The sequence below is a fragment of the Chryseobacterium oleae genome (assembly GCF_900115055.1).
Lineage (GTDB): Bacteria > Bacteroidota > Bacteroidia > Flavobacteriales > Weeksellaceae > Chryseobacterium > Chryseobacterium oleae.
In genome coordinates, this window is sequence record NZ_FOVD01000003.1 from 193,220 (window position 1) to 213,321 (window position 20,102).

The 20,102-nt window shown below is 38.6% G+C and carries 14 protein-coding genes and 1 tRNA gene; 1 reads left to right on the forward strand and 14 read right to left on the reverse strand.

All coding sequences use genetic code 11. From position 1 onward, the window contains the following. Positions 1-69: 69 nt before the first annotated feature. The 4 genes from BM143_RS11530 to BM143_RS11545 form a co-directional block, all read right to left on the reverse strand. Complete coding sequence (locus BM143_RS11530; RefSeq protein WP_090024626.1) at positions 70-1,317, reverse strand: hypothetical protein; 1,248 nt, start codon at positions 1,315-1,317, stop codon at positions 70-72. 112 nt (positions 1,318-1,429) lie between these two features. Further along, positions 1,430-2,569 (reverse strand): T9SS type A sorting domain-containing protein, encoded by a 1,140-nt coding sequence (locus BM143_RS11535; RefSeq protein ID WP_167375281.1) that lies wholly within the window; start codon positions 2,567-2,569, stop codon positions 1,430-1,432. Between the two features lie 283 nt (positions 2,570-2,852). Beyond that, entirely contained in the window at positions 2,853-5,306 is a 2,454-nt protein-coding gene (locus BM143_RS11540) for a hypothetical protein (RefSeq protein WP_090024628.1), read from the reverse strand. A 211-nt stretch (positions 5,307-5,517) separates the two neighbouring features. Continuing rightward, positions 5,518-7,548: a TonB-dependent receptor gene (locus BM143_RS11545; RefSeq protein WP_090024629.1), complete on the reverse strand. Its 2,031-nt coding sequence runs from the start codon at positions 7,546-7,548 to the stop codon at positions 5,518-5,520. Positions 7,549-7,914: 366 nt separating this feature from the next. On the opposite strand from BM143_RS11545, the gene BM143_RS11550 reads away from it, so the two are divergent. Beyond that, positions 7,915-7,988: transfer RNA gene (locus BM143_RS11550), tRNA-Ala, on the forward strand. Between the two features lie 39 nt (positions 7,989-8,027). Here BM143_RS11550 and BM143_RS11555 read toward each other — a convergent pair. The 10 genes from BM143_RS11555 to amaB all read right to left on the reverse strand — a co-directional run bounded on the left by BM143_RS11555 (position 8,028) and on the right by amaB (position 19,969). Next, positions 8,028-8,507: a MarR family winged helix-turn-helix transcriptional regulator gene (locus BM143_RS11555; RefSeq protein WP_034727874.1), complete on the reverse strand. Its 480-nt coding sequence runs from the start codon at positions 8,505-8,507 to the stop codon at positions 8,028-8,030. Continuing rightward, the gene (locus tag BM143_RS11560; protein WP_090024630.1) at positions 8,504-9,001 is read right to left on the reverse strand and encodes a GNAT family N-acetyltransferase; all 498 of its coding nucleotides are present in this window, start codon (positions 8,999-9,001) and stop codon (positions 8,504-8,506) included. Before BM143_RS11560 ends, BM143_RS11555 begins: the two co-directional genes overlap by 4 nt. A 365-nt stretch (positions 9,002-9,366) precedes the next feature. Then, on the reverse strand, positions 9,367-10,782 hold the full coding sequence (locus BM143_RS11565) for a TolC family protein (protein WP_090024631.1): 1,416 nt from the start codon (positions 10,780-10,782) through the stop codon (positions 9,367-9,369). Between the two features lie 91 nt (positions 10,783-10,873). Further along, positions 10,874-14,020 (reverse strand): efflux RND transporter permease subunit, encoded by a 3,147-nt coding sequence (locus BM143_RS11570; protein ID WP_090024632.1) that lies wholly within the window; start codon positions 14,018-14,020, stop codon positions 10,874-10,876. A gap of 1 nt (position 14,021) precedes the next feature. Continuing rightward, a complete protein-coding gene (locus BM143_RS11575; RefSeq protein WP_090024633.1) occupies positions 14,022-15,209 on the reverse strand; it encodes an efflux RND transporter periplasmic adaptor subunit in 1,188 nt (395 codons plus the stop codon). Between the two features lies 1 nt (position 15,210). Next, positions 15,211-15,666, reverse strand: a complete 456-nt coding sequence (locus BM143_RS11580) for a transcriptional regulator (protein ID WP_034727861.1) — start codon at positions 15,664-15,666, stop codon at positions 15,211-15,213. A gap of 116 nt (positions 15,667-15,782) precedes the next feature. Continuing rightward, positions 15,783-16,295 (reverse strand): GNAT family N-acetyltransferase, encoded by a 513-nt coding sequence (locus tag BM143_RS11585; RefSeq protein WP_090024634.1) that lies wholly within the window; start codon positions 16,293-16,295, stop codon positions 15,783-15,785. A 399-nt stretch (positions 16,296-16,694) separates the two neighbouring features. Continuing rightward, a complete protein-coding gene (locus BM143_RS11590; RefSeq protein WP_034727856.1) occupies positions 16,695-16,925 on the reverse strand; it encodes a DUF2007 domain-containing protein in 231 nt (76 codons plus the stop codon). Between the two features lie 62 nt (positions 16,926-16,987). Then, positions 16,988-18,313: an L-lysine 6-transaminase gene (gene lat / locus BM143_RS11595; RefSeq protein ID WP_090024635.1), complete on the reverse strand. Its 1,326-nt coding sequence runs from the start codon at positions 18,311-18,313 to the stop codon at positions 16,988-16,990. Between the two features lie 105 nt (positions 18,314-18,418). Further along, positions 18,419-19,969: an L-piperidine-6-carboxylate dehydrogenase gene (gene amaB, locus BM143_RS11600; RefSeq protein ID WP_090024636.1), complete on the reverse strand. Its 1,551-nt coding sequence runs from the start codon at positions 19,967-19,969 to the stop codon at positions 18,419-18,421. Positions 19,970-20,102: the final 133 nt, after the last annotated feature.

A 20,102-nucleotide genomic window follows, 5' to 3' on the forward strand; every position in this document is an offset into this window, starting at 1 on the left:
TAATTTACTTTTTGCCATAATTTAAATGTTTTAAATATTACTTAAAATGAGTACATCATGATTTAAAACTTACCTGTTAAACGGATACTCATTGATCCAGTGAAAACCACGCCTGTTTAACTTATAATCTTCCTTGTTCTTTCTTGTTGTTTTTAGTTTTACAGAGTCGCGGCCAATAGTCCCTGTAAAAATGATGCTGTCTTTCTGAACATTGTAATGCAGATAAGCGTAGATATTATCCCGTTCCTTTTTACGAAGCGTAAGTGTTTTTTTTCCTATATCAATCATACTCTGGAATGCCTTAGTACTATCATTGTTAAGAATTACGCTTGCCCGGTCGGAGTAACTGATTAATAGTTTTTTCCAGCCAACAGAATCGTTGTTGCAGGGTGGCACTTCCTGATTGTTTATTACTACTTTTTCAACACTGTATGCGCCCTCCATGGGTACAGCCGGAGGTGTATAGAACAGCATTGATGAAGAACTGAATATAAAAAAAGCTATTACGAGGCACTTCACGCCAATAAGGGTGATACGCTTCCATCTTTTGTCGGATGTCCGTTTTTGAAAGCGTAACTGCGATGGCTGATGCAGAATAAAAAAGCGATACAATGCAATGGCATCACCACTTACAATAAATACGCAAAGCAAAACAATATGGCTGGAAAATATTTTTACCGGCACATCATAGAAAAAATTCAGCAGGGCCACATTGATCATCACCGTCATGGAAAAAAGCGCACCGAAAGTTTTGGTTCGTCTGAAAAGAAGCAAAAATCCACCCATAGATTCCAGGAGCCCGGAAACAAATGTATATCCTGCAGAAGCTCCCATCATAGACCATATCATACCCATGGGCGACATATCACCAACCTTTTCTTCGAGCCTCCCGATTGAGTTGGCGGGAAACTGCCCGTTGTGCAGTTTTGCAAAACCATATGAAAGCATGATCATGGCCACATAATACCGCGCTACCACTACCGTAAACCAATGAAGATCTTTAAATGTACGCTGTTTTTTATCTGTAAGAAGTACAACGAGTGCAGCCACTGCGGCTAAACACATATTGACCAACACTACCCAATAATCCAATGTCGTATCGCCGCTGCCAGTCATCTTAATATACTCCAGCTGATGTTGCTGAAAAATATTTTTACACAGCCACAACACTCCGCTTTTATTGATTCCCTGTAAAGGCGAAACCTGTGACGTCAATATAAAAAGATACACATAAGAAATAACATACAAGTGCAGGAAACGCAATACAGCATTGCGCTTACTTTGATTGGGAAAATTAATGCTATTGTTATTATCCATTGTAATACTATTTATTTTAAAAGTAATAAAATTGAATTGATTAATTGCTTAGGGGGTAAACAACAAAGGCAGCCAATGGCAGCCTTTGTTATTATTAATACTAAAAAATGAATTATTTTTTTATCGTTTTTAAAGTTTTGATACTGCCATCATTCATTTTTAAGGTGACAAAATAAATCCCCTCTTTTAAATCACCAAGATGAATAGATGCAGATGGCTTTTCAATGGTTTTAACCCGTCTTCCTAAAGCATCTGTAACACTAACTGATTTTACATCGGATACATCTGAAATCGTAAGCAGATCATTGAACGGATTGGGTGATACGCTGATCTTTTTTGTGTTTTCCGCTACTTCCTGGGTAGACAGCGCTGTACTGTCGTATGCTGAAATCTGGAATTCTCCATTACCCTCGCCTGCATCATATTTCCATGCACTTATATACAAAGTAGCTCCGGGAGTCTGCCCGGTTAATGAAATCAGAGAGAAAAGGCCATCGCCACCATCATCATTACAACCTACTTCTGTTAAAGAACCACAGGTTCCGCTATAGACAGAAACGGTTGAGTCTCCAAATGAAGATCCGGAAGTCTCTTTGGTTTCTATCGTAAGGTTACCACTTGCCGGAACCACTACACTAAACCAAATATTCTCAACGGCATCAGCATTACACGATGGTACCGCCCCGTCTGTTGTAGCCCCGGAATTGTTGGAAGTGATTGTCCCTGAAGCGAAATCGGTTCCTACGGTTAATGGTGTAGCTCCTGAGCAATTATCGTTAGAAGGTGGTAAAGGATCGTATGCCGAAATCTGGAAATCTCCGTTAGCTATATCGGAATCATATTTCCAGACACTTACATAAAGTGTCGTTCCCGGGGTCTGTCCGGTTAATGAAATCAGCGAAAAAAGTCCCGCAGCGTCGTCATTACAGTCAATCTCGGTTAAAGCGCCGCAAGTTCCGCTGTACACCGTAAGTACTGAATCATCAAATAAAGATCCTGAAACTTCCTGGGTTTCTATCTTAAGGTTTCCACTTGCCGGAACAACCACACTAAACCAGACATTCTCCACCGCATCTGAATTACACGATGGCACAGAACCGTCAGTAGTAGCATTGGTATTGGTGGAAGTAATAGCACCTGATGTAAAATCGGCACCTACAACTAAGGATGTTGCTCCTGAACAATCATCATTTTGGGCATATACCAACGTGGTCGCCAGTAAAGACATACAAAATAATAGTTTTTTTTTCATAATATTTTTTTTAAAAAGTTTTGGTGTATACCGCAACGATAATAGCATTGCTTTATTTTTTCAGTTTGATTGCTGAACTCTCAATCTGAATAACATGATAACAATACCATTATTCCATTAGCGGTGATCTCTTATCACAAATATATAAAATTAATCAAAAACACTCCTTTTTAATATATTATATTCTTAAACTATTAATTTTTTAAATTTTTAATAAGTAAAATTTAGAAATGACAAAGTCTACAAAAAACGTTTTTTTGAACAATTGCATTCAGGATGAATTCTAGAATCCCAGAAGTTTCAGCTTAAACTGAATGGCAAAATTATCTTTAAATTTCGGAGTATTGTAGTGTCCCACCCTGTAGAAAAACCCTAAATTAAATTGGGAGGATAAGAAATTATTCCACTCCAGCCCCACTTCATTATACAAATGATCTAATTTTTTAAATTCAAACTGGTGAAATTCAGGATTTTTCATGTCGCCGATGGTTCCTCTGTAGATTACATCGAAACTTGAAACATTTTTCCCAAAGCTTTTAAAATACCATGGCAGTCTATGCGTCAGATAAGCTCCTACAAACTTGTCATTATAATATTTTCCGCCTTCCATGGTGGCAAAGCCCAGATAAGAAGTCAGGTTGAAATTCAATCCTCCGTTTCCATTACCCAGCCCGTTCAGCGTAAAATTCTTCCAGATGGGCGCATCACCGGTAACCAAACCTCCATAAAGCCTCACTCCAGTTAAACCGAGTTTAGTCTTAAAGTTATGAACAAACAGCGCGTCAAATCTACTGAATTGAACATCACCTCCCAACGCCTTATATCCCTGTTCATAGTTCAGATAGAGTTCCGGAAGATTCTGCTCGTAGGTGTATTTTCCGGTCGGCGTCATTATATTTTTAGAATTAGGAGAATATTTTAATGTGATGGTTGATGATGCAATATCGAAACGGCTTCCCAGTTCTTTAAAATTATAATTAAACTTCGATTCTTCCTGGGTTCTTTTAGCGGCAATGTTGATCGTTAGTGCATTGGTGAGGTCATTTTCATAACTCACTTTAAAACCTTTATACCCAAAAAACATATTATTATTAAGAGCAACTCCGGAGTTCATTATTTTCATTCTGAAGTTCCATAGATTTTCAGAAAAACGGCCGGCTGCCATCACATCATCAAAATATTCAGCCCTGAAAAATGAATTTTTCTGCAAGGTTGTCCGTACGTCTACTCCCACTCCGTATTTAAAATCTTTATCATAAATACCATACGCAAAATAAGCATCCGGAGAAATAAACCTGTTGAACTTTTCATTCAGTTTGGCACCGGCACCCAGACGGATGTGCTCATATTTATTGTAACCAATTACCCGGGCGAGGTCAAAATCAAACATTCCAAGTCTTACTTTTCCTTTGAGCAAACCGGTTAACGCTTTTGCCCTTTGGTTGAGTTTATATTTGGCACTTAAGCTGTCAATTTTGGTATAGGTTGCTGCTTCACGACCGGTCAGATTTTCGGTACGGTACTGATCAATGCTGTTTCCGTCTGAATTTTTCACGCTCATGGTATAGCCTTTAAAATCTTCCGGCTTTTCTTCAATAGAGGTTTTGAAATCAAAATAATCAGCCGTGACAAAAGCATAACTGCCAAACTTTTTGGTATGCTTTTTAGTGGAATCTTTTTCTTCTTTGGTTTTATTTTTATCCTTAGCTTCATCATTATCAAAAGAGGTTGAACCCATTTTCAGTTTATAGTTTTCCTTGACAAGGAACCATTTGTTTTCAACCGGTTTCCAGATGCTTGTAATACTTCCTTCGCTTTTAATTTTACTGTTGCTTTCTATTTTTTTCAGTGCATACGTTGCTTTATCCACATAGAGGTAACCATTGAATTTTCTTTGTTTTGCAGACTGCTTGTCATCAACCTGGCGAAAGCGGATGACGTAATTTTCACGTCCTTCTATTTCGATAGAATCTGTTAAAAAGAAACGGTAAAGATTTCTGTTTTCCTCACGAACTTCCTTTGGGATCTGATTTCTGTTGGAGCGGAAAGCCATTAGTTCATATATAGGCTCCTTTAGACCTGCCACTTTGTTATCTAAAATATTGATTTTCTCTCCGTACTTTTTTGAATACAGATTTTGAGAGGCTCTTTCCCATAAAAACATTTTACTTCCCCCTACCAGTTTCATCAGGTTAACAGATTCCAGAGAGTCTTTCCTCTCTGCTGCTTTCATGGTTCGTTGCGGCAGCATTTTAAGCGAATCGATACGGTTGGTAATATATGCATTATAAGCATTGATACTATCTTCATCAAAATCCAGAGAAATTTTCTCATAGGACTTGAATGAATAAGAATCTAAGCTCTTAGGAGAATTCTGCTGATAATTTTCGTTGACTTTCCTGAGAATTTCCAATGCCCTGGGATCGCTTTTGTTTTCCAAAACAATGGTCTGAATATTTTTAACGTTGGGATCGGTCTTCACTAAAAAGACTTCCATCACTTTATCTACAACAATATCATCATTCTGGAATCCGTTTGCAGAAATTTCCACTTTTTTACACTTGGTCGTAAAAACAGACATTCCCGATGCATCTGTTCTGCCTATGATCTTGTTGTTACAAGAAACTGTTGCGTTAGAAATGGGAGACTGATCTCCGGAATTCCTGACCATGACTTTTGACTGTGAAAAAATGCTGAAATATCCAAAAGATAACAGCAGGACAAGAAGTTTTTTCATATTTTTTTTTCGCTATGTGATTTAATAGTTTATGAGCAGATCACTCCGTTTTTATATGATATAGAACGTCAAGTAATACAAGCCTAAGTAATTCCATCAAAAATTGGGCTACGTTATCCCGTTCCATCATTTAGAGGAAATCTATTGCTGAAAAATACTGATGATAATATTCTTTGTGACCAACGTAATACATCCTTTTGAGCTCCAGGGATTAAAAATCTGCTTTAATACCCAGCACAAAATTTCTTTTCGCAGCAGGATTAAAATACCGGTTTCCAAAAGCATTAGTGTCAAAACCGGAAACATAGCTTTCATTGTAAAGATTCTGAAGCTGCAGGAATACATTCAACGTTGTTTTATCAAAACTGACCGGAAACCTTAACTGTATATTTCCGATTAAGCTCGGCTCCGACCACACAGAATTGGCATCATTCAAAGGTATTTTTGAAGTGTAAAAATGGGAATAATCGATAGAAAGTTTTTTGAAAAAAGTAAAATTCAGTAAGCTGTTAAGCGTCGTTCCCGGAACTCCTGTGAGATCATTCCCGGAAAAATCATTTTCATTTTGCCTGTACTTTTGAAATTTAAAGTGGTAAAACGCACCCGAAAACCGGAATTTTATTTTATTGAAAAAATCATTTTTCAGATCAAAATCTTTAGTTTCCAAAAGAACTTCCCAACCTTTCTGAACTGTTTCTCCTGCATTGACAAAATATTCCTGGCCCGCTTCATTTTGCCTTCTCACAATCGCATCTTTCAAACGGAAATCAAAATAACTGCCCTCTATAAAAATAGAATTTCCAAACTGCTTTCTGATACCGGCTTCTTTATTCCATCCGAATTCAGGACTTAGAGTAACATTAAATTCCTGATTAGATGAGCGTATTTCTTCATTGGTGGGGGCAGAATTTCCCTTACCTATCTTTCCTCTCACTGAAAAACCTTTTGCCAGCATATAGGTGAACCCAAAATTGGGAAGCCATTGGTCCTTAAAATGTACGCTGTGGTTCTGTGACTGAGGATAAAGTCTCTCTCCATTGTAGGAATTTGAATTGAGGCTCACAGAAATATCAGTAAAAAGTTTGGAATTAAAATTGAGTTTCTGGGACAAAAAATAAAAACCCGAAGTATTTCTGATCCGGTCAAAATTTTGAGGACTGCCTTCATATCCTTTATGATTATCATAGTTTTTCACCAGGATATCGTTGATGCCTCCTTCAAAGCCAAACCTCCAGGCTAGTGAAATTTTCGTCCAATTTTTTTCATAATTCAAATGGGTTCGTAACGCAAAATTCTTTTCAAAACGGTTCTCAAAATTGGTGATGAATGGATTTTTAAAATCAACATATGATCCCTGAACTAAAATAAAATGGGAAAACGCCGGGGTAAAATTATATTCGTTTGAGAGACCCGCCAAAACCATTTTATTGCGGATTCCTGCATTTTGTTCCAGAGCACCGGGCAGCGCAGGAGTCGCAGGCCTTGCCATTTTTCTTTCAACCTGCATTTGTCCAAACGTTAGTCCCCCGGGAGTCCGGTAATCCAGATCAGTATACATAAGCATAGCCTGAAGCCGTCCTTTTTCTGAATACTGAAAATGATCTTTGATGAAGATCTGCTTCCTGAACATTTCAGACTGCTGTCTGTACGCATCTGTCTGGTAGTGATTCTGAAAAATTTCAAAAAAATGTTTTCCAAGTTGTTTCGACAGATTAAAACTCTCATTAAAAGTTCCATAACTTCCGATGGAAAGACCGGCAGAAAGGGTTTCTGAATTTTTGGTTTTAAGAAGAACCGTACCTCCCGTAACGGCTCCATAGTCTCCGCTTTCCGGCCCTTTGTAAATTTCCATTCTGTCGATCAGTTCAGGAGAAATCACGTTCAGATAGGTATTTCCTGAAGCATCAGATAAAATAAAGTCGTCCAGATACACTTTTACATTACGAACACCAAAAGGAGATCTCAAAGTGCTTCCGCGAACAGAAAGCCTGTAACTTCCCGTAGAGCGTTCTTCCATCCTTACACCAGCCGTCTGATTAATGGATTCCAACAGTCTTTCGGGGGTATTTTGACGGAGTATATTTTCAGAAACCACAGAAACTGATTTTGTAGAAGCCATAAAGCCTGACGGTTTCTTGTAACCATCAATTTTAATTTCTGATACAAGGGTTGCCGAATCTTCCTTTTGAGAAAATAGAGCCGTAGCATAGCATATAGAAAAAAAGAGAGATATTTTTTTCATAAATCAGAAATACGTAAAACTATACTTTTTCTTTTTATTGAACAACGAAAAAACAGGGTCAGTACTTAATAATTGACTGAAAATTGCGAATGACAGTGCTAAAGAATTTCTAAAAGTAGAAAACGAAGTATGGGACATCTATCTTTATAACAGATATTAAAGGCGAGTCCATACTTGAAAATGTTGTATTAGGGAAAAGCCTTACTACGTTCTTTAAAAGATTTTAATGCTTCATTTTTCAATACTGCTCTAATTTACAGACACTTTCCCAAAAAGCCCTTTATTCTAGAGAAAAAAACCAATAAAAAATTTGCATATACCATTTAAATACTTACTTTTGTAGCGCTTTAAAATTAAAGAAAGAATGGGGGATTGGCGCAGTTGGCTAGCGCGTTTGACTGGCAGTCAAAAGGTCACGGGTTCGAATCCCGTATTCTCCACTAAAACAAAGGATCACACTATTTCAGTGTGATCCTTTTTTACTTTGAATTCTTTAACTGCAATGCCCTCTGATAAAAAGACTGTTCAGCAATTTTCGCTTCTGCTTCGTCAATAGCCTTCAGAAGATGATTTTCATTGTCAGCAATCTCACCCAGTACTTTTGACACCAAATCCCAGACAGGTTTCATTTTTTCAATCAGTTCAATACCTTTTGGAGAGAGTACAATCAGTCTTCTGCGTTCATCCTGCTTGTCTTTTTTTGACTGAATAAGCTTCTGTTTTTCCAGTTCTTTGAGCAGACTTATGGTGGAAGGATGGGTGTATCCTATTTCATTTGCAATCTCTACCACGCTCAGCATGGTTTTGTGATGCAATGTAAAAATGACGGGAAACCATTTCGGCTCAAAATCAATTCCGAAGGATTTATAGATCAGAGCACCATCTTTTCTAAGTTGCTCACTGAGGCGCTGAAGTCTGGTGGAAATCGCAAGAATCCCTGATTCATCTATGATATTCATACCGTCTGGTTTATGATTAAAGAATAAAAAACATTATCTGCACTCATCAATGGAAATCGAGCCGGCAGATTTTCTTTTTCCACCTGTACAAAATGGTTTCTTTCGTAAAAACGTATAGCTGCTTTCAATATATTAACCGTTCCCAGGTAGATGGCATCTATTCCACTCTCGCGGCAGAAAGAAATTAAGACTTCCAAAAGTTCCTGGGCAATATTCAGTTCCTTTCCTCTGAATTCTTTTTTGACGAACATTTTTCTTACAGCTCCTGCCCTTTCATCAAATTTAACCAATGCTATGGAACCTACAAGTTCGCCGTCGATAAATGCACCCCAGAAGTTTCCGCCAGCTGCCGTGTAAAAGCTTTCGATCTGCTTAAGATCCGGTTGGTCTTCAATGGTAATAGGTACGTTAAATTCTTTTTGCTGGATAGTCAGAATCATGTCGATCAGCTGATCGGAATACGTGTTATCTAGTTGTTGAATATGTACGTTCATGTCTTTTTTATTTTATAGCACAAAACTACGTAGTTTACTACATATATGCAAATGAAATTATTTTTTGTAGATCATTCAGATCTTATGTGATGCTTTAATACTGTCCTGTTTTTGTTGGAAAATCGCAAGGGGCGCAAGGCGTGATTAAAGATGAGAATATTTTAAGGCGCAAGAAAATCCAAGATTTTCAGAGAAGGAGAATGGTGAGATTGCTTCGTCGTTACACTCCTCGCAATGACGGTTTAATCAATTTTATCACAAATAAAATTTTTGCGACTTTGCGTATTTTCCAGCAAACAGACAACCAATAAAAAAACGTACATCATTTCTGACATACGTTTTTATTACTGATTGAATGAAAATAATTATTTCCATCCACCACCAAGAGCCTGATACAGCTCTACGGCAGCTTTCATTTTATTGTATTCCGCATTGGAGATATTCAACTCTGCGTTTAATGAATTCACACTCGCATTCAATACTTCAAGATAGTTGGCCATACCGTAGTTGACTAATTCCTGAGAATAATCAACAGACTTTTTGTAGGCATCTAGCTCTTTCTGTTTTAATTCAATAAATGAATCCTGAACTGAAAATACTCTGATCGCATCCGAAACTTCTTTTCCAGCTGTAAGAACAGTCTTTCTGAAGTTCAGATAAGCCGTTTCCTGATTGGCAAGACTTACGTCATAGTTCGTCTGGATTTGTCTTTTATTTAAGATCGGCTGAGCAAGACCGGCAACCACGTTTGCAAACAATGAGTTTACACTGAACAAATGATCAAGGTCCACCGACTGTAATCCTCCGCTTCCTGTAAGCTTTAACGTAGGATAAAACTGAGCTTTTGCCGATTTGGTAAGCTCGAAAGCATTCATCAGGCTATACTCCGCTCTCATCACGTCCGGACGGTTAGCCAGCAACTGTGCAGGATACCCTAATTTAAGATCAATTGGAAGCTTTTGTGTTTCCAGTGTGGATCTTGCAATCGAATGAGAAGGCTCTCCCAGTAGAAGACTCATCGTGTTTTCAAGCAACTGAGTCTGCGTTTCAATATCGATCAGGAGAGATTTAGCATTGAAAACAAGCGCCTCACTCTGCTGTACCGCTACTTCTGTAACGTTTCCTGAGATTTTTAATGCTTTGGTCGTTTCAAGGTTCTTTTCTCTTACCGCTATGGTTTCATTGATGATTCTTTTTTGAGCATCAAAAGTCAGAAGCTGGTAATAAGCCGAAGCAATAGAAGACACAAGATCACTCTTAACCGCTTTATGGGCAGCAACAGTTCCTAAATACGTAGCCAGCTGAGCTTTTTCCTGAGCTTTTAATTTTCCCCAAAGATCTGCTTCCCATCCGATAGTCGCTGTAATATCAAACTGATTGACATAACGTCTTTCTCCGATGATCTGTCCAAACTGTGTATTGATAGACTGTGTCTGAAACGTATAGTTCGGTCCTACAGAAAGGGTTGGCTGGTAAGCTGCTTTACTCTGCTTCAGGTAAGCTTCTGCCGAACCAATGCTCTGCAGGGCAATCCTGATATCTAAGTTGTTTTCTAAAGCTTTGGAAATATGTCCCTGCAATACAGGGTCTGTAAAAATTTCCTTCCACGAAACGGTTCCTACACTTACACTGTCCGAAGGAAGCATATCTGTACGGAAAAGCTTTTCGTCTACAACGTTTTTCGGTCTTTCATAGTCTTTTCTGGCCATACATGATGTAATGGCTCCCAGTATGACAGCTGAAAAAGTTATTCCTTTTATGATGTTTAATAAACTCTTCATTTTTGTTAATTAGAAGTTAGAGTTTAGAAGTTAGAAGTTAGTTTTTAGACTCGATTCTAATTTCTAACTTCTAACATCTTAAACCTTAATTTTATTCTGCTAAATTGATATCTTCTCTTTTAATCGGCTTCACTTTTTCTTGTAAAGTCTGGAAAATCACATACAAAACAGGAATTACAAAAAGTCCTAAAATGGTACCTATCAATAATCCTATCGCTGCACCTGTTGCAATAGATCGGTTACCTACCGCTCCGATTCCACTCGCAAGAACCAATGGTAATAATCCGAAGATGAATGCAAATGAGGTCATCAGAATCGGTCTTAATCTGGCTTTTGCAGCATTGATGGCAGACATGACAATGGTTTCCCCGTGATGCCTTCTCTGAACAGCGAATTCGATGATCAAAATGGCGTTTTTCGCGAGCAATCCAACCAACATAATCAAAGCGATCTGGAAATAAATATTGTTTTCCAAGCCCATTATTTTTTGTCCGAAATACGCTCCCATTACCCCAAGAGGAAGAGAAATGACCACAACCAACGGAAGGATATAACTCTCATATTGAGCAGAAAGAATAAAGTAAACGAAAATTAAACTTAATCCAAAGATCAAAAGAGTCTGAGATCCTGAATTTAATTCTTCTCTTGTTAACCCCGTAAACTCTACATCATAATTTTGATTTAAAGTTTCTTTGGCCACATCCTGTACAGCGGTAATGGCATCTCCAGAACTGAATCCTGCAGAGTTGGCTCCTGTAATCTTCACCGAAGTAAACAGGTTATATCGGCTTACAGATTGTGGTCCGTATGCTTTTTTCAGCGTTACAAACTGAGAGATTGGTGACATGACTCCGGAAGCAGTTCTCACATACAATTCATTTAAGTTATTGATGTTCTGTCTGTTTTCAGGAAGTGCCTGAACCATTACTCTGAACTGTTTCCCGTATTTTGTAAAGTCGGCGGTGTAAACCCCTCCGATATATCCCTGCATCGTACTTAAAATCGTGTTTACAGAAACACCCATCTGCTTGGCCAAAGGAACATTGATGTCCATCTGATACTGAGGGTATTTTGTATTAAATGATGACTGGGCAAATTCAATCTCAGGTCTCTGCATCAGCTTCCCGATGAACTCGTTGGTTTTGTTGTCGAGATCAGCATAGTCTCCTCCTGATTTGTCCAGCAATACCATTTCAAACCCGGCACTGTTACCAAAACCTGGTACACTTGGCGGCTGGAAGAATACGATTTTCGCATCCGGAACTTTTCCTGAAATACCGAATAGCTTTTTAGTAATATCTTCAGAGGTCTGCCCGTCTTTTTTCCTTTCTTCAAATGGTTTCAGCTTCACGAAGGCAAGACCGTTGTTACTTCCGTTTCCGGATAAGAAACCTCTACCGGTGGAAATCGTTACGTTTTGTACTCCTGGAACTTTTAAAGCATTAGCCTGAAGTGTTTTCAAAGCGTTGTATGTTCTTTCCATAGAAGCTCCCGGAGGCAGCTGTACGTCTGTAAAGATAATCCCTCTGTCTTCTGTAGGAACGAAACCTTTTTTCATAGTTCCGCTTGCCCAGTACAGGATACCTGCTGTCACCGCAAAGATGACCAGTGTCACCCATTTATGTCTTAACAAGAATACAAATCCTCTTCCGTAACGGTCGGTTGCCGTTTTGAAAGCAATATTAAACTTGTAGAAAAATTTCTGTAACAGGTTTAAGTTTTTATATTCTGAATGATGCTCTGAGTGAGGTTTTAAGAATAATGAACATAAAACCGGACTCAGCGTTAATGCATTAATCGCAGAAATGATGATCGCAATGATCAGCGTAATACCAAACTGCTGGTAGAAAACCCCCGTTGGACCTGTAATAAACGTCACCGGAACGAATACTGCCGCCATCACCAAAGTAATGGAGATAATAGCTCCTGTGATTTCATCCATCGCCTCTACGGTTGCCTTTTTAGCATCGGAAATACCGTGTTCCATCTTGGCGTGAACGGCCTCGACGACGACAATCGCGTCATCCACCACAATACCAATGGCAAGAACCAATGCGAACAGGGTTAAAAGGTTTAATGAATATCCGAATAAATTCAGGAAGAAAAATGCACCCACAATAGATACCGGAACCGCAATGGCCGGAATTAATGTTGATCTGAAGTCCTGTAAGAAAATATACACCACGATAAATACCAGAATAAAGGCTTCAATTAAGGTATGAACCACCTTTTCAATGGATGCCTCAAGGAATTCGTTGGTATCAAAGTTAAACGTGTATTTTACCCCTTGAGGAAAGCTTCCTTCTGCTGATTTCAGATAGGTTTTGATATTTTTAATAATTTCCTGGGCATTGGAACCCGGTGTCTGGAATATCCCCATACTGATGGACGGGTTGTTTCCGTTTTCACCGACTCCTGTGTAGGACTGTCCTGCCAATTCAACTTTAGCTACATCTTTCAGCATCAAGTTCTGTCCATCCGGAAGCGCTTTAATGATGATGTTGTCATATTGCTCTTTTTCGTTGAATTTTCCGACATATTTAATGATATATTCAAAAGAGCTCCCACTGTTTTGTCCGATAGAACCGGCAGCCGCTTCTCTACTCTGTTCATTAATTGCAGCCGTAACATCATCCGGAGTTAATCCGTAAGCTGCCATTTTTGAAGGATCAAGCCAAACTCTCATGGAATAATTTTTACCCCCGAAAACGTTGGCATCACCTACTCCATTAATTCTTTTTAAGTTCGGAATAATGTTGATATTCAAAAAGTTCTGAAGATATACATCATCCAGGTCTTTGTTTTCAGAATAGAAAGACATATACATCAAGGCACTGGTCTGCTGTTTCTGTGTAACAACTCCGGAACGGGTTACTTCACTTGGAAGTAAGGGGGTTGCTCTGGTCACACGGTTCTGTACGTTTACCGCGGCAATATCCGGATCAATTCCTTGTTTAAAGAATACCTGAATTTGTGCTGAACCATCATTTCCGGCACTGGAAGTAATATAATCCATTCCTTCCACCCCGTTGATCTGTTCTTCCAGAGGTACTACAACACTTTTCATAACAGTCTCCGCATTGGCTCCCGTATAGTTCGCTGAAACGCTTACTGTGGGTGGTGCAATATCCGGATACTGTGTGACTGGCAGGGCAATTAACCCCAAAACCCCGAGAATCACAATCAAAATTGAGATTACGGTGGATAAAACCGGTCGGTTTATAAAATTTTTAATCATTTTAGAATTTCGGTTTTATAGATTGTACAAGGCTATCCATTTTTACTGGTTTCGGCTTCACGGCAGTTCCTGTTTTCAGTCCTCCGATCCCTGCAGCAACAATCATTTCACCTTTATTGATACCTGTTTTTATTAAGGCCATATTGTCAATTCTGTCGATCACATTGATCACCACATTTCTTGCCGTATCTCCTTTATCCACTTTGTACACGTAAACGATACCCTGCTGTTCGTAAGTTGCGCTTTCAGGTACTACCAATACATTATCATATGCTTTTGGAAGTCTGATAGATCCACTATTCCCATTGCTCAGCAATTTCTGTGGATTTTTGAAGGCCACTCTGAACTGAATGGTTCCTGTTGTCGCATCAATTTGCCCTGTAATGGCTTCAATTCTACCCTTTTCAGAATAGATACTTCCGTTCGCCAACTGAAGCTCAACCATCGGAAGATTTTTGATCTTCTCTGACATACTGGCTCCCGGAGATTTTTCAAGGAAATCAAAGTATTCTTTTTCATTCATAGAAAAATAAGCATACAATTCAGAAGTGTCTGAGATAGTCGTTAAAGCAGTCTGATCTGTAGGACCTACTAAACTTCCCACTTTTAAAGGAAGTCTCCCGATAACTCCTGAAATAGGCGCACGGATAACGGAATACTCTATATTGGCTTCTACCCCTTTATAATTGGCTACCGCCTGTCTTTTGGCTGCAGTAGCCTGTTGCAACTGTGCCTGAGCTTGTGCAAGATTAGCCTGAGCGGTCTGCAGCTGTACACTGCTGATGATGTTTTTCTGAACAAGAGGTTTCAGTTTGTTCACTTCCACCTGAGCTGCATTTACAGAAGCCTGTGCCGCTGCAATGGTAGATTCGGCTGCACCGATACCGGCTTTGGAAGCAGCAGCATTTTCGGTGAGGATATTGGTTTCAAGACGGAACAAAGGCTGTCCTTTTGTAACATACTGCCCTTCGTCTACTAAAACCTGAGTGATATATCCCTGTATTTTTGCGCGGACATCATTGTTGACCCTTCCCTGGATGGTAGCCGGAAATGTCTGATAGCCTACGATATTTTTCGCCTCCACGTTGATCACAGGATAAGGTTTCGGGCCGTCCTGTTTTGGAGCTTCTTTTTTGCAGGCAGTCAGTGAAAACGCTGCAATAGAAAGTATAACTAGCTTATTATTCATTTTAAAGTTTATTAAGAGATTCCTGAATATTTTCTATGTTTTTATATAAGAGTGCTTTGTAAGCTTCTACGCGTTCGTTGTATTCATTGTCATGATTTTTTTTAAAGTTGTTTAGGTCATCCAGCAGTTTGAGTTCGTCCTCCATTTTTTGAACAATTTTTTCAAATCTGATCTTCTTGTATTCATCATTGATGAAAAAATACCGTTTTCGCTCGTCCATTTTGTTGTGGTCGATGATGAGCTGCGCATTCAGCAGTAATGAAATACTGGTGGAAACAGAGCTCTTGCTTGCAGAAAGCACTTCGACAAATTCGTCAAAAGTAATACCTACTTTCTCATAATCGAAAAGCAGGTAGGCATAGATTTTTGACGCTAAAGGCGGTAGATTGAAAACGGTGCCATAAAACTTTACGGCATCTTGAAAAATTTTCTCATCAATTTCTATACTTTGGTGCATAATATAAAAATTTTGACAAAAGTAGAAATTAGTTCAGAACTAAACGAACAAACATGATAGAGTTTATAAATACAACTTCTTTTAAAAATTCAATGAAAGTTGATTTAACTTTTGCCTTAAATTATAATCTTCTCATAGGCCTTTCTGAGTCCGTCCGCCAAAACTACTTCACCACAATAGGAATACCCTTTGCTTTCAAGGATTTTAAGCATGGCGATATTATCGTAATTCGTATCTACTTTTACACTTTGTATTTCATGGGATCTTGTAAAATCTTCAATATGGTCAAATAATTTCTTCACCATTCCCTGACCGGCAAATTTTCCATCAACCGCCACTCTATGTACCACAACGAATTCTCCGTCACTCAGCCACGCTCCTTCAATAGTGCTGTAAGCCGGTTCATCATTTAAGATCAAAGCCGCATATACAGCAATCTCTCCGTCTATGGTCATCACATATCCAAAACCTTTTGCAATGTCACTTTCTACCGTTCCCATGTTAGGATAACCATTCTGCCATTGGGTGCTTCCGTCCTGTTTTCTTCTTTCAATAGATTGCTGGATGATGGCCCAGATGGCATTTCTGTCTTCAATTTCAGCTTTTCTCAGCTTAGTTTCTGCATTCATTGTTGTTTATTTTTTATTGAGAATTTAGAGATTGAGTAATTTAGAGATTAAGAAATTCGTTGTTTTTTTTGGCTAAAGCCGGATCTGGTTATGTTTACCTCGAAGGCGGGCTAAAGCCCACCTCTATTGAGTATTTTATCCCACAGAATACAAAGTCACAATTTTTAATTCTTTAACCTTTTTCTTTTTAAGCCGGATCGAGGCGGCGGGCTAAAGCCCACCTCTATTGAATATTTTATCCCACAAAACAAAAAGTCCAGAATTCCTTAATCTCTTAATCTTTGAATTTTTAAATTATTAAATCTTTAAATAAATGTTATTATTTGAACCAAAAAACCGAAAACTAATTAAAATTAATTTTCGGTTCGAAGTAGTAAAATTTAAAATTATGAAATTGTTTTATTGATTTTCACTTTGTTGAAGATAAGCATCTATAATTTCGAATGCATTCTTCTCGTCTTCCAGATCTACCATCACTTTCAGCGACGTTGCGGTAGGCGTTGTCGTGAATGTAAGATAACTGTTTTCGACGCTGTTTGTAATTTGTGCATCATCCAATTTAGACTTTATTAACTGGATTTCTGAAGGCTTATCACTTTCAAAAACCGATACTCTCGTACTTCTTTCCATATTCTATATCGTTTGAGTATCTAAATGTACAATGTTTTTTTGAAAATTACAAATCTTTGATTTTAAATTTTGTTAAGATTGCTCTCGATTTTATCCAATGCTAACTGAATTTCTTCCTGTGTAACATTAAGATGTGGTCTGAAACGAAGTGACTGATCTCCACATGGAAGAATGATCAATCCATCCTTGAAAAGCTCGTTCATCAGATGATTTCTGTCTTCTGCAGAAGGAAGATCAATAGCACACATCAGGCCTCTTCCTCTTGCATTTGAAATTTTCGAAGGATATTTCTGAGCGAGTTCTTTTAATCTTTCCAACAGATAATCTCCAACCACTCTTGCGTTTTCCACAAGGTTTTCTTTTTCGATCACTTCCATCACCAACTGGAAACGAAGCATGTCGATAAAGTTCCCTCCGAAAGTAGAGTTAATTCTTGAACTTTCTCTGAAAACGTTGTTCGGAACCTGATCAAATTTTTCTTTGTTCGCTAAAACTCCGCAAACCTGAGCTTTTTTCCCGAAAGAAATAATATCCGGTTTTGCTGTAAAATGCTGGAACGCCCACATTTTCCCTGTAATGGCAATACCTGTCTGAACTTCATCAAAGATCAGTAAGATCTCATTCTGATCACACAGTTTTCTTAATCCCATTAAGAACTCATCTCTGAAGTGATTGTCGCCACCTTCAGCCTGGATAGGCTCAATAATGATACATGCCACTTTATCAGGATTCATCAGAATAGCTTCCTCAATCTGAAGAAGAGCTAATCTTTCGTTCTTAATAGTTTCCTCTAAATTCTCTTCCGTAATAGGGAAAGACAGTTTAGGATTTAAGATTCTTGGCCATTCAAACATCGGGAAATACTGATATTTTCTTGGGTCAGAAGTATTGGTTAAGCTCAATGTATAGCCGCTTCTTCCGTGGAATGCCTGTCTGAAATGGATACAGATCCCGGCTTCCGTCTGAAGTCCTTTTTCAAAATTCTTACGCGTTTTCCAGTCGAAGCACGCCTTCATTGCATTTTCCACCCCTAAACTTCCACCTTCAATAAAGAAAGCATACTGCAGTTCCTCAGGAATCACTACTCTTTCAAAAACTTCCAGAAAGTGAGCATATTCTTCTGAGTACACGTCTGCCAAAGTTGGCTTATTAACCGCCATTCTTCCCAGCCATTCTGATCTTTCTACAAGATAAGGGTGATTGTACCCTACAGAAGCTGATGCAAACATCGAGAACATATCCAGGTACTCTTTGTCTGTAAGCTTGTCATATAACCATGAACCGTGGGATTTTTCAATATCCATCACAAAATCAAAGCCGTCTGCCAAAACGTGTCTTCCTACTGTTTCTTTTACTTTATTTGCTTTTATATCAATTGTTTGTTCCATAATTAACTGTGTTTGATTTAAAAATTGAATGATTAAAAAGATTTAAACATTCCAGGTTATTAATTTTTAAATTTTTAAATCGTTAAATGATTTAAATTAGAATTTTTACAGGTCAAATTTAATCCCTTGTGCCAAAGGAAGCTGAGCTGTGTAATTTATTGTGTTGGTTTGTCTTCTCATGTAGTATTTCCAAACGTCAGATCCGGATTCTCTTCCGCCTCCGGTTTCTTTTTCACCACCGAAAGCACCTCCGATTTCAGCACCTGAAGTTCCGATGTTTACGTTCGCAATACCGCAGTCTGAACCTGCATGAGAAAGGAATAATTCTGCTTCTCTAAGATTCTGGGTCATGATAGCAGATGACAATCCCTGAGGAACATCGTTCTGGATAGAGATAGCTTCCTCCAATGTTTTGTATTTGATCAAATATAAGATCGGCGCGAAAGTCTCGTGCTGAACGATCTCATAAGAGTTTTTAACTTCTGCGATACATGGCTTCACATAGCATCCTGATTCGTAATCTTTTCCGCTTAGAACGCCACCTTCAACGGCAAATTTCCCACCTTCTTTCTTACATTTCTTGATAGCCTCTTCATATTGGTTTACTGCATCTACATCGATAAGCGGTCCTACGTGGTTATTTTCATCCAATGGATTACCAATTTTCAACTGTCCGTAAGCTTTTACCAATCTTGTTTTTACTTCGTTGTATACACTTTCGTGGATGATCAGTCTTCTTGTAGACGTACATCTCTGTCCGGCTGTACCCACAGCTCCGAAAACAGCTCCGATGATAGACATGTCAATATCAGCATCTTTAGAGATAATAATAGCGTTATTTCCACCTAATTCAAGGATAGATTTCCCGAATCTTTCTGCTACTTTGGAAGAAACCATTCTACCTACTCTTGTAGAACCTGTGAAAGAAACCAATGAAACTCTTTTATCATCTACCAGTTTCTGCCCGATCTCATGGTCAGCTACCAATACGCTTGAAATACCTTCAGGAAGATTGTTTTCCTTTACTACTTCAGCCATAATGTTCTGGCATGCAATCGCACACAATGGTGTTTTTTCTGATGGCTTCCAGATCGTCACGTTTCCGCAGATCCATGCTAAAGCGGTATTCCACGCCCATACAGCAACCGGGAAGTTGAATGCAGTGATGATTCCCACCACGCCAAGCGGATGATACTGCTCGTACATTCTGTGACCGGGTCTTTCCGAATGCATGGTATACCCGTGAAGCTGTCTTGAAACCCCAACTGCAAAATCACAGATATCAATCATTTCCTGAACTTCTCCAAGACCTTCCTGAAGGGATTTACCCATTTCATAAGAAACCAGTTTTCCAAGGTCGTCTTTATATGTTCTTAATTTCTGGCCAAGTTGCCTAACGATCTCTCCTCTTTTAGGAGCAGGGATGGATCTAAACTCCTGAAACGCCTTCTGAGCCGTCTCAATTACTTTGTCATAATCACTTTCTCCGGAAGTCTTAATTTTGGCGATTAGTCTGCCGTCTACGGGAGAAAAACTTTCTATCGTTTTCCCCGAAGCAAAATATTTTCCGCCCACTGAAGTCCCCTTATTTTCTTCTTTAATACCAAGGTTTTTGAGTGTTTTTTCGATTCCGAAATCCTTTACTTTTTTAGACATAAAATGTTACTTTTCGTTTCCTCTAAAGATAGAAATATTATGCGAACCTCAAAATTTTAATTTTTAAGCCGCTTTTTATTTGGACTAATTATAAACATGCTTATCTTTGTACCGTAATCTTTTGAATTTCAGG

What these genes read in the sequence shown, in the direction of transcription:
- BM143_RS11530 (WP_090024626.1), bottom strand. Translation starts at nt 1,317, where the DNA reads ATGGATAATAACAATAGCATTAATTTTCCCAATCAAAGTAAGCGCAAT.
- BM143_RS11535 (WP_167375281.1), bottom strand. Translation starts at nt 2,569, where the DNA reads ATGAAAAAAAAACTATTATTTTGTATGTCTTTACTGGCGACCACGTTG.
- BM143_RS11540 (WP_090024628.1), bottom strand. Translation starts at nt 5,306, where the DNA reads ATGAAAAAACTTCTTGTCCTGCTGTTATCTTTTGGATATTTCAGCATT.
- BM143_RS11545 (WP_090024629.1), bottom strand. Translation starts at nt 7,548, where the DNA reads ATGAAAAAAATATCTCTCTTTTTTTCTATATGCTATGCTACGGCTCTA.
- BM143_RS11555 (WP_034727874.1), bottom strand. Translation starts at nt 8,507, where the DNA reads ATGAATATCATAGATGAATCAGGGATTCTTGCGATTTCCACCAGACTT.
- BM143_RS11560 (WP_090024630.1), bottom strand. Translation starts at nt 9,001, where the DNA reads ATGAACGTACATATTCAACAACTAGATAACACGTATTCCGATCAGCTG.
- BM143_RS11565 (WP_090024631.1), bottom strand. Translation starts at nt 10,782, where the DNA reads ATGAAGAGTTTATTAAACATCATAAAAGGAATAACTTTTTCAGCTGTC.
- BM143_RS11570 (WP_090024632.1), bottom strand. Translation starts at nt 14,020, where the DNA reads ATGATTAAAAATTTTATAAACCGACCGGTTTTATCCACCGTAATCTCA.
- BM143_RS11575 (WP_090024633.1), bottom strand. Translation starts at nt 15,209, where the DNA reads ATGAATAATAAGCTAGTTATACTTTCTATTGCAGCGTTTTCACTGACT.
- BM143_RS11580 (WP_034727861.1), bottom strand. Translation starts at nt 15,666, where the DNA reads ATGCACCAAAGTATAGAAATTGATGAGAAAATTTTTCAAGATGCCGTA.
- BM143_RS11585 (WP_090024634.1), bottom strand. Translation starts at nt 16,295, where the DNA reads ATGAATGCAGAAACTAAGCTGAGAAAAGCTGAAATTGAAGACAGAAAT.
- BM143_RS11590 (WP_034727856.1), bottom strand. Translation starts at nt 16,925, where the DNA reads ATGGAAAGAAGTACGAGAGTATCGGTTTTTGAAAGTGATAAGCCTTCA.
- lat (WP_090024635.1), bottom strand. Translation starts at nt 18,313, where the DNA reads ATGGAACAAACAATTGATATAAAAGCAAATAAAGTAAAAGAAACAGTA.
- amaB (WP_090024636.1), bottom strand. Translation starts at nt 19,969, where the DNA reads ATGTCTAAAAAAGTAAAGGATTTCGGAATCGAAAAAACACTCAAAAAC.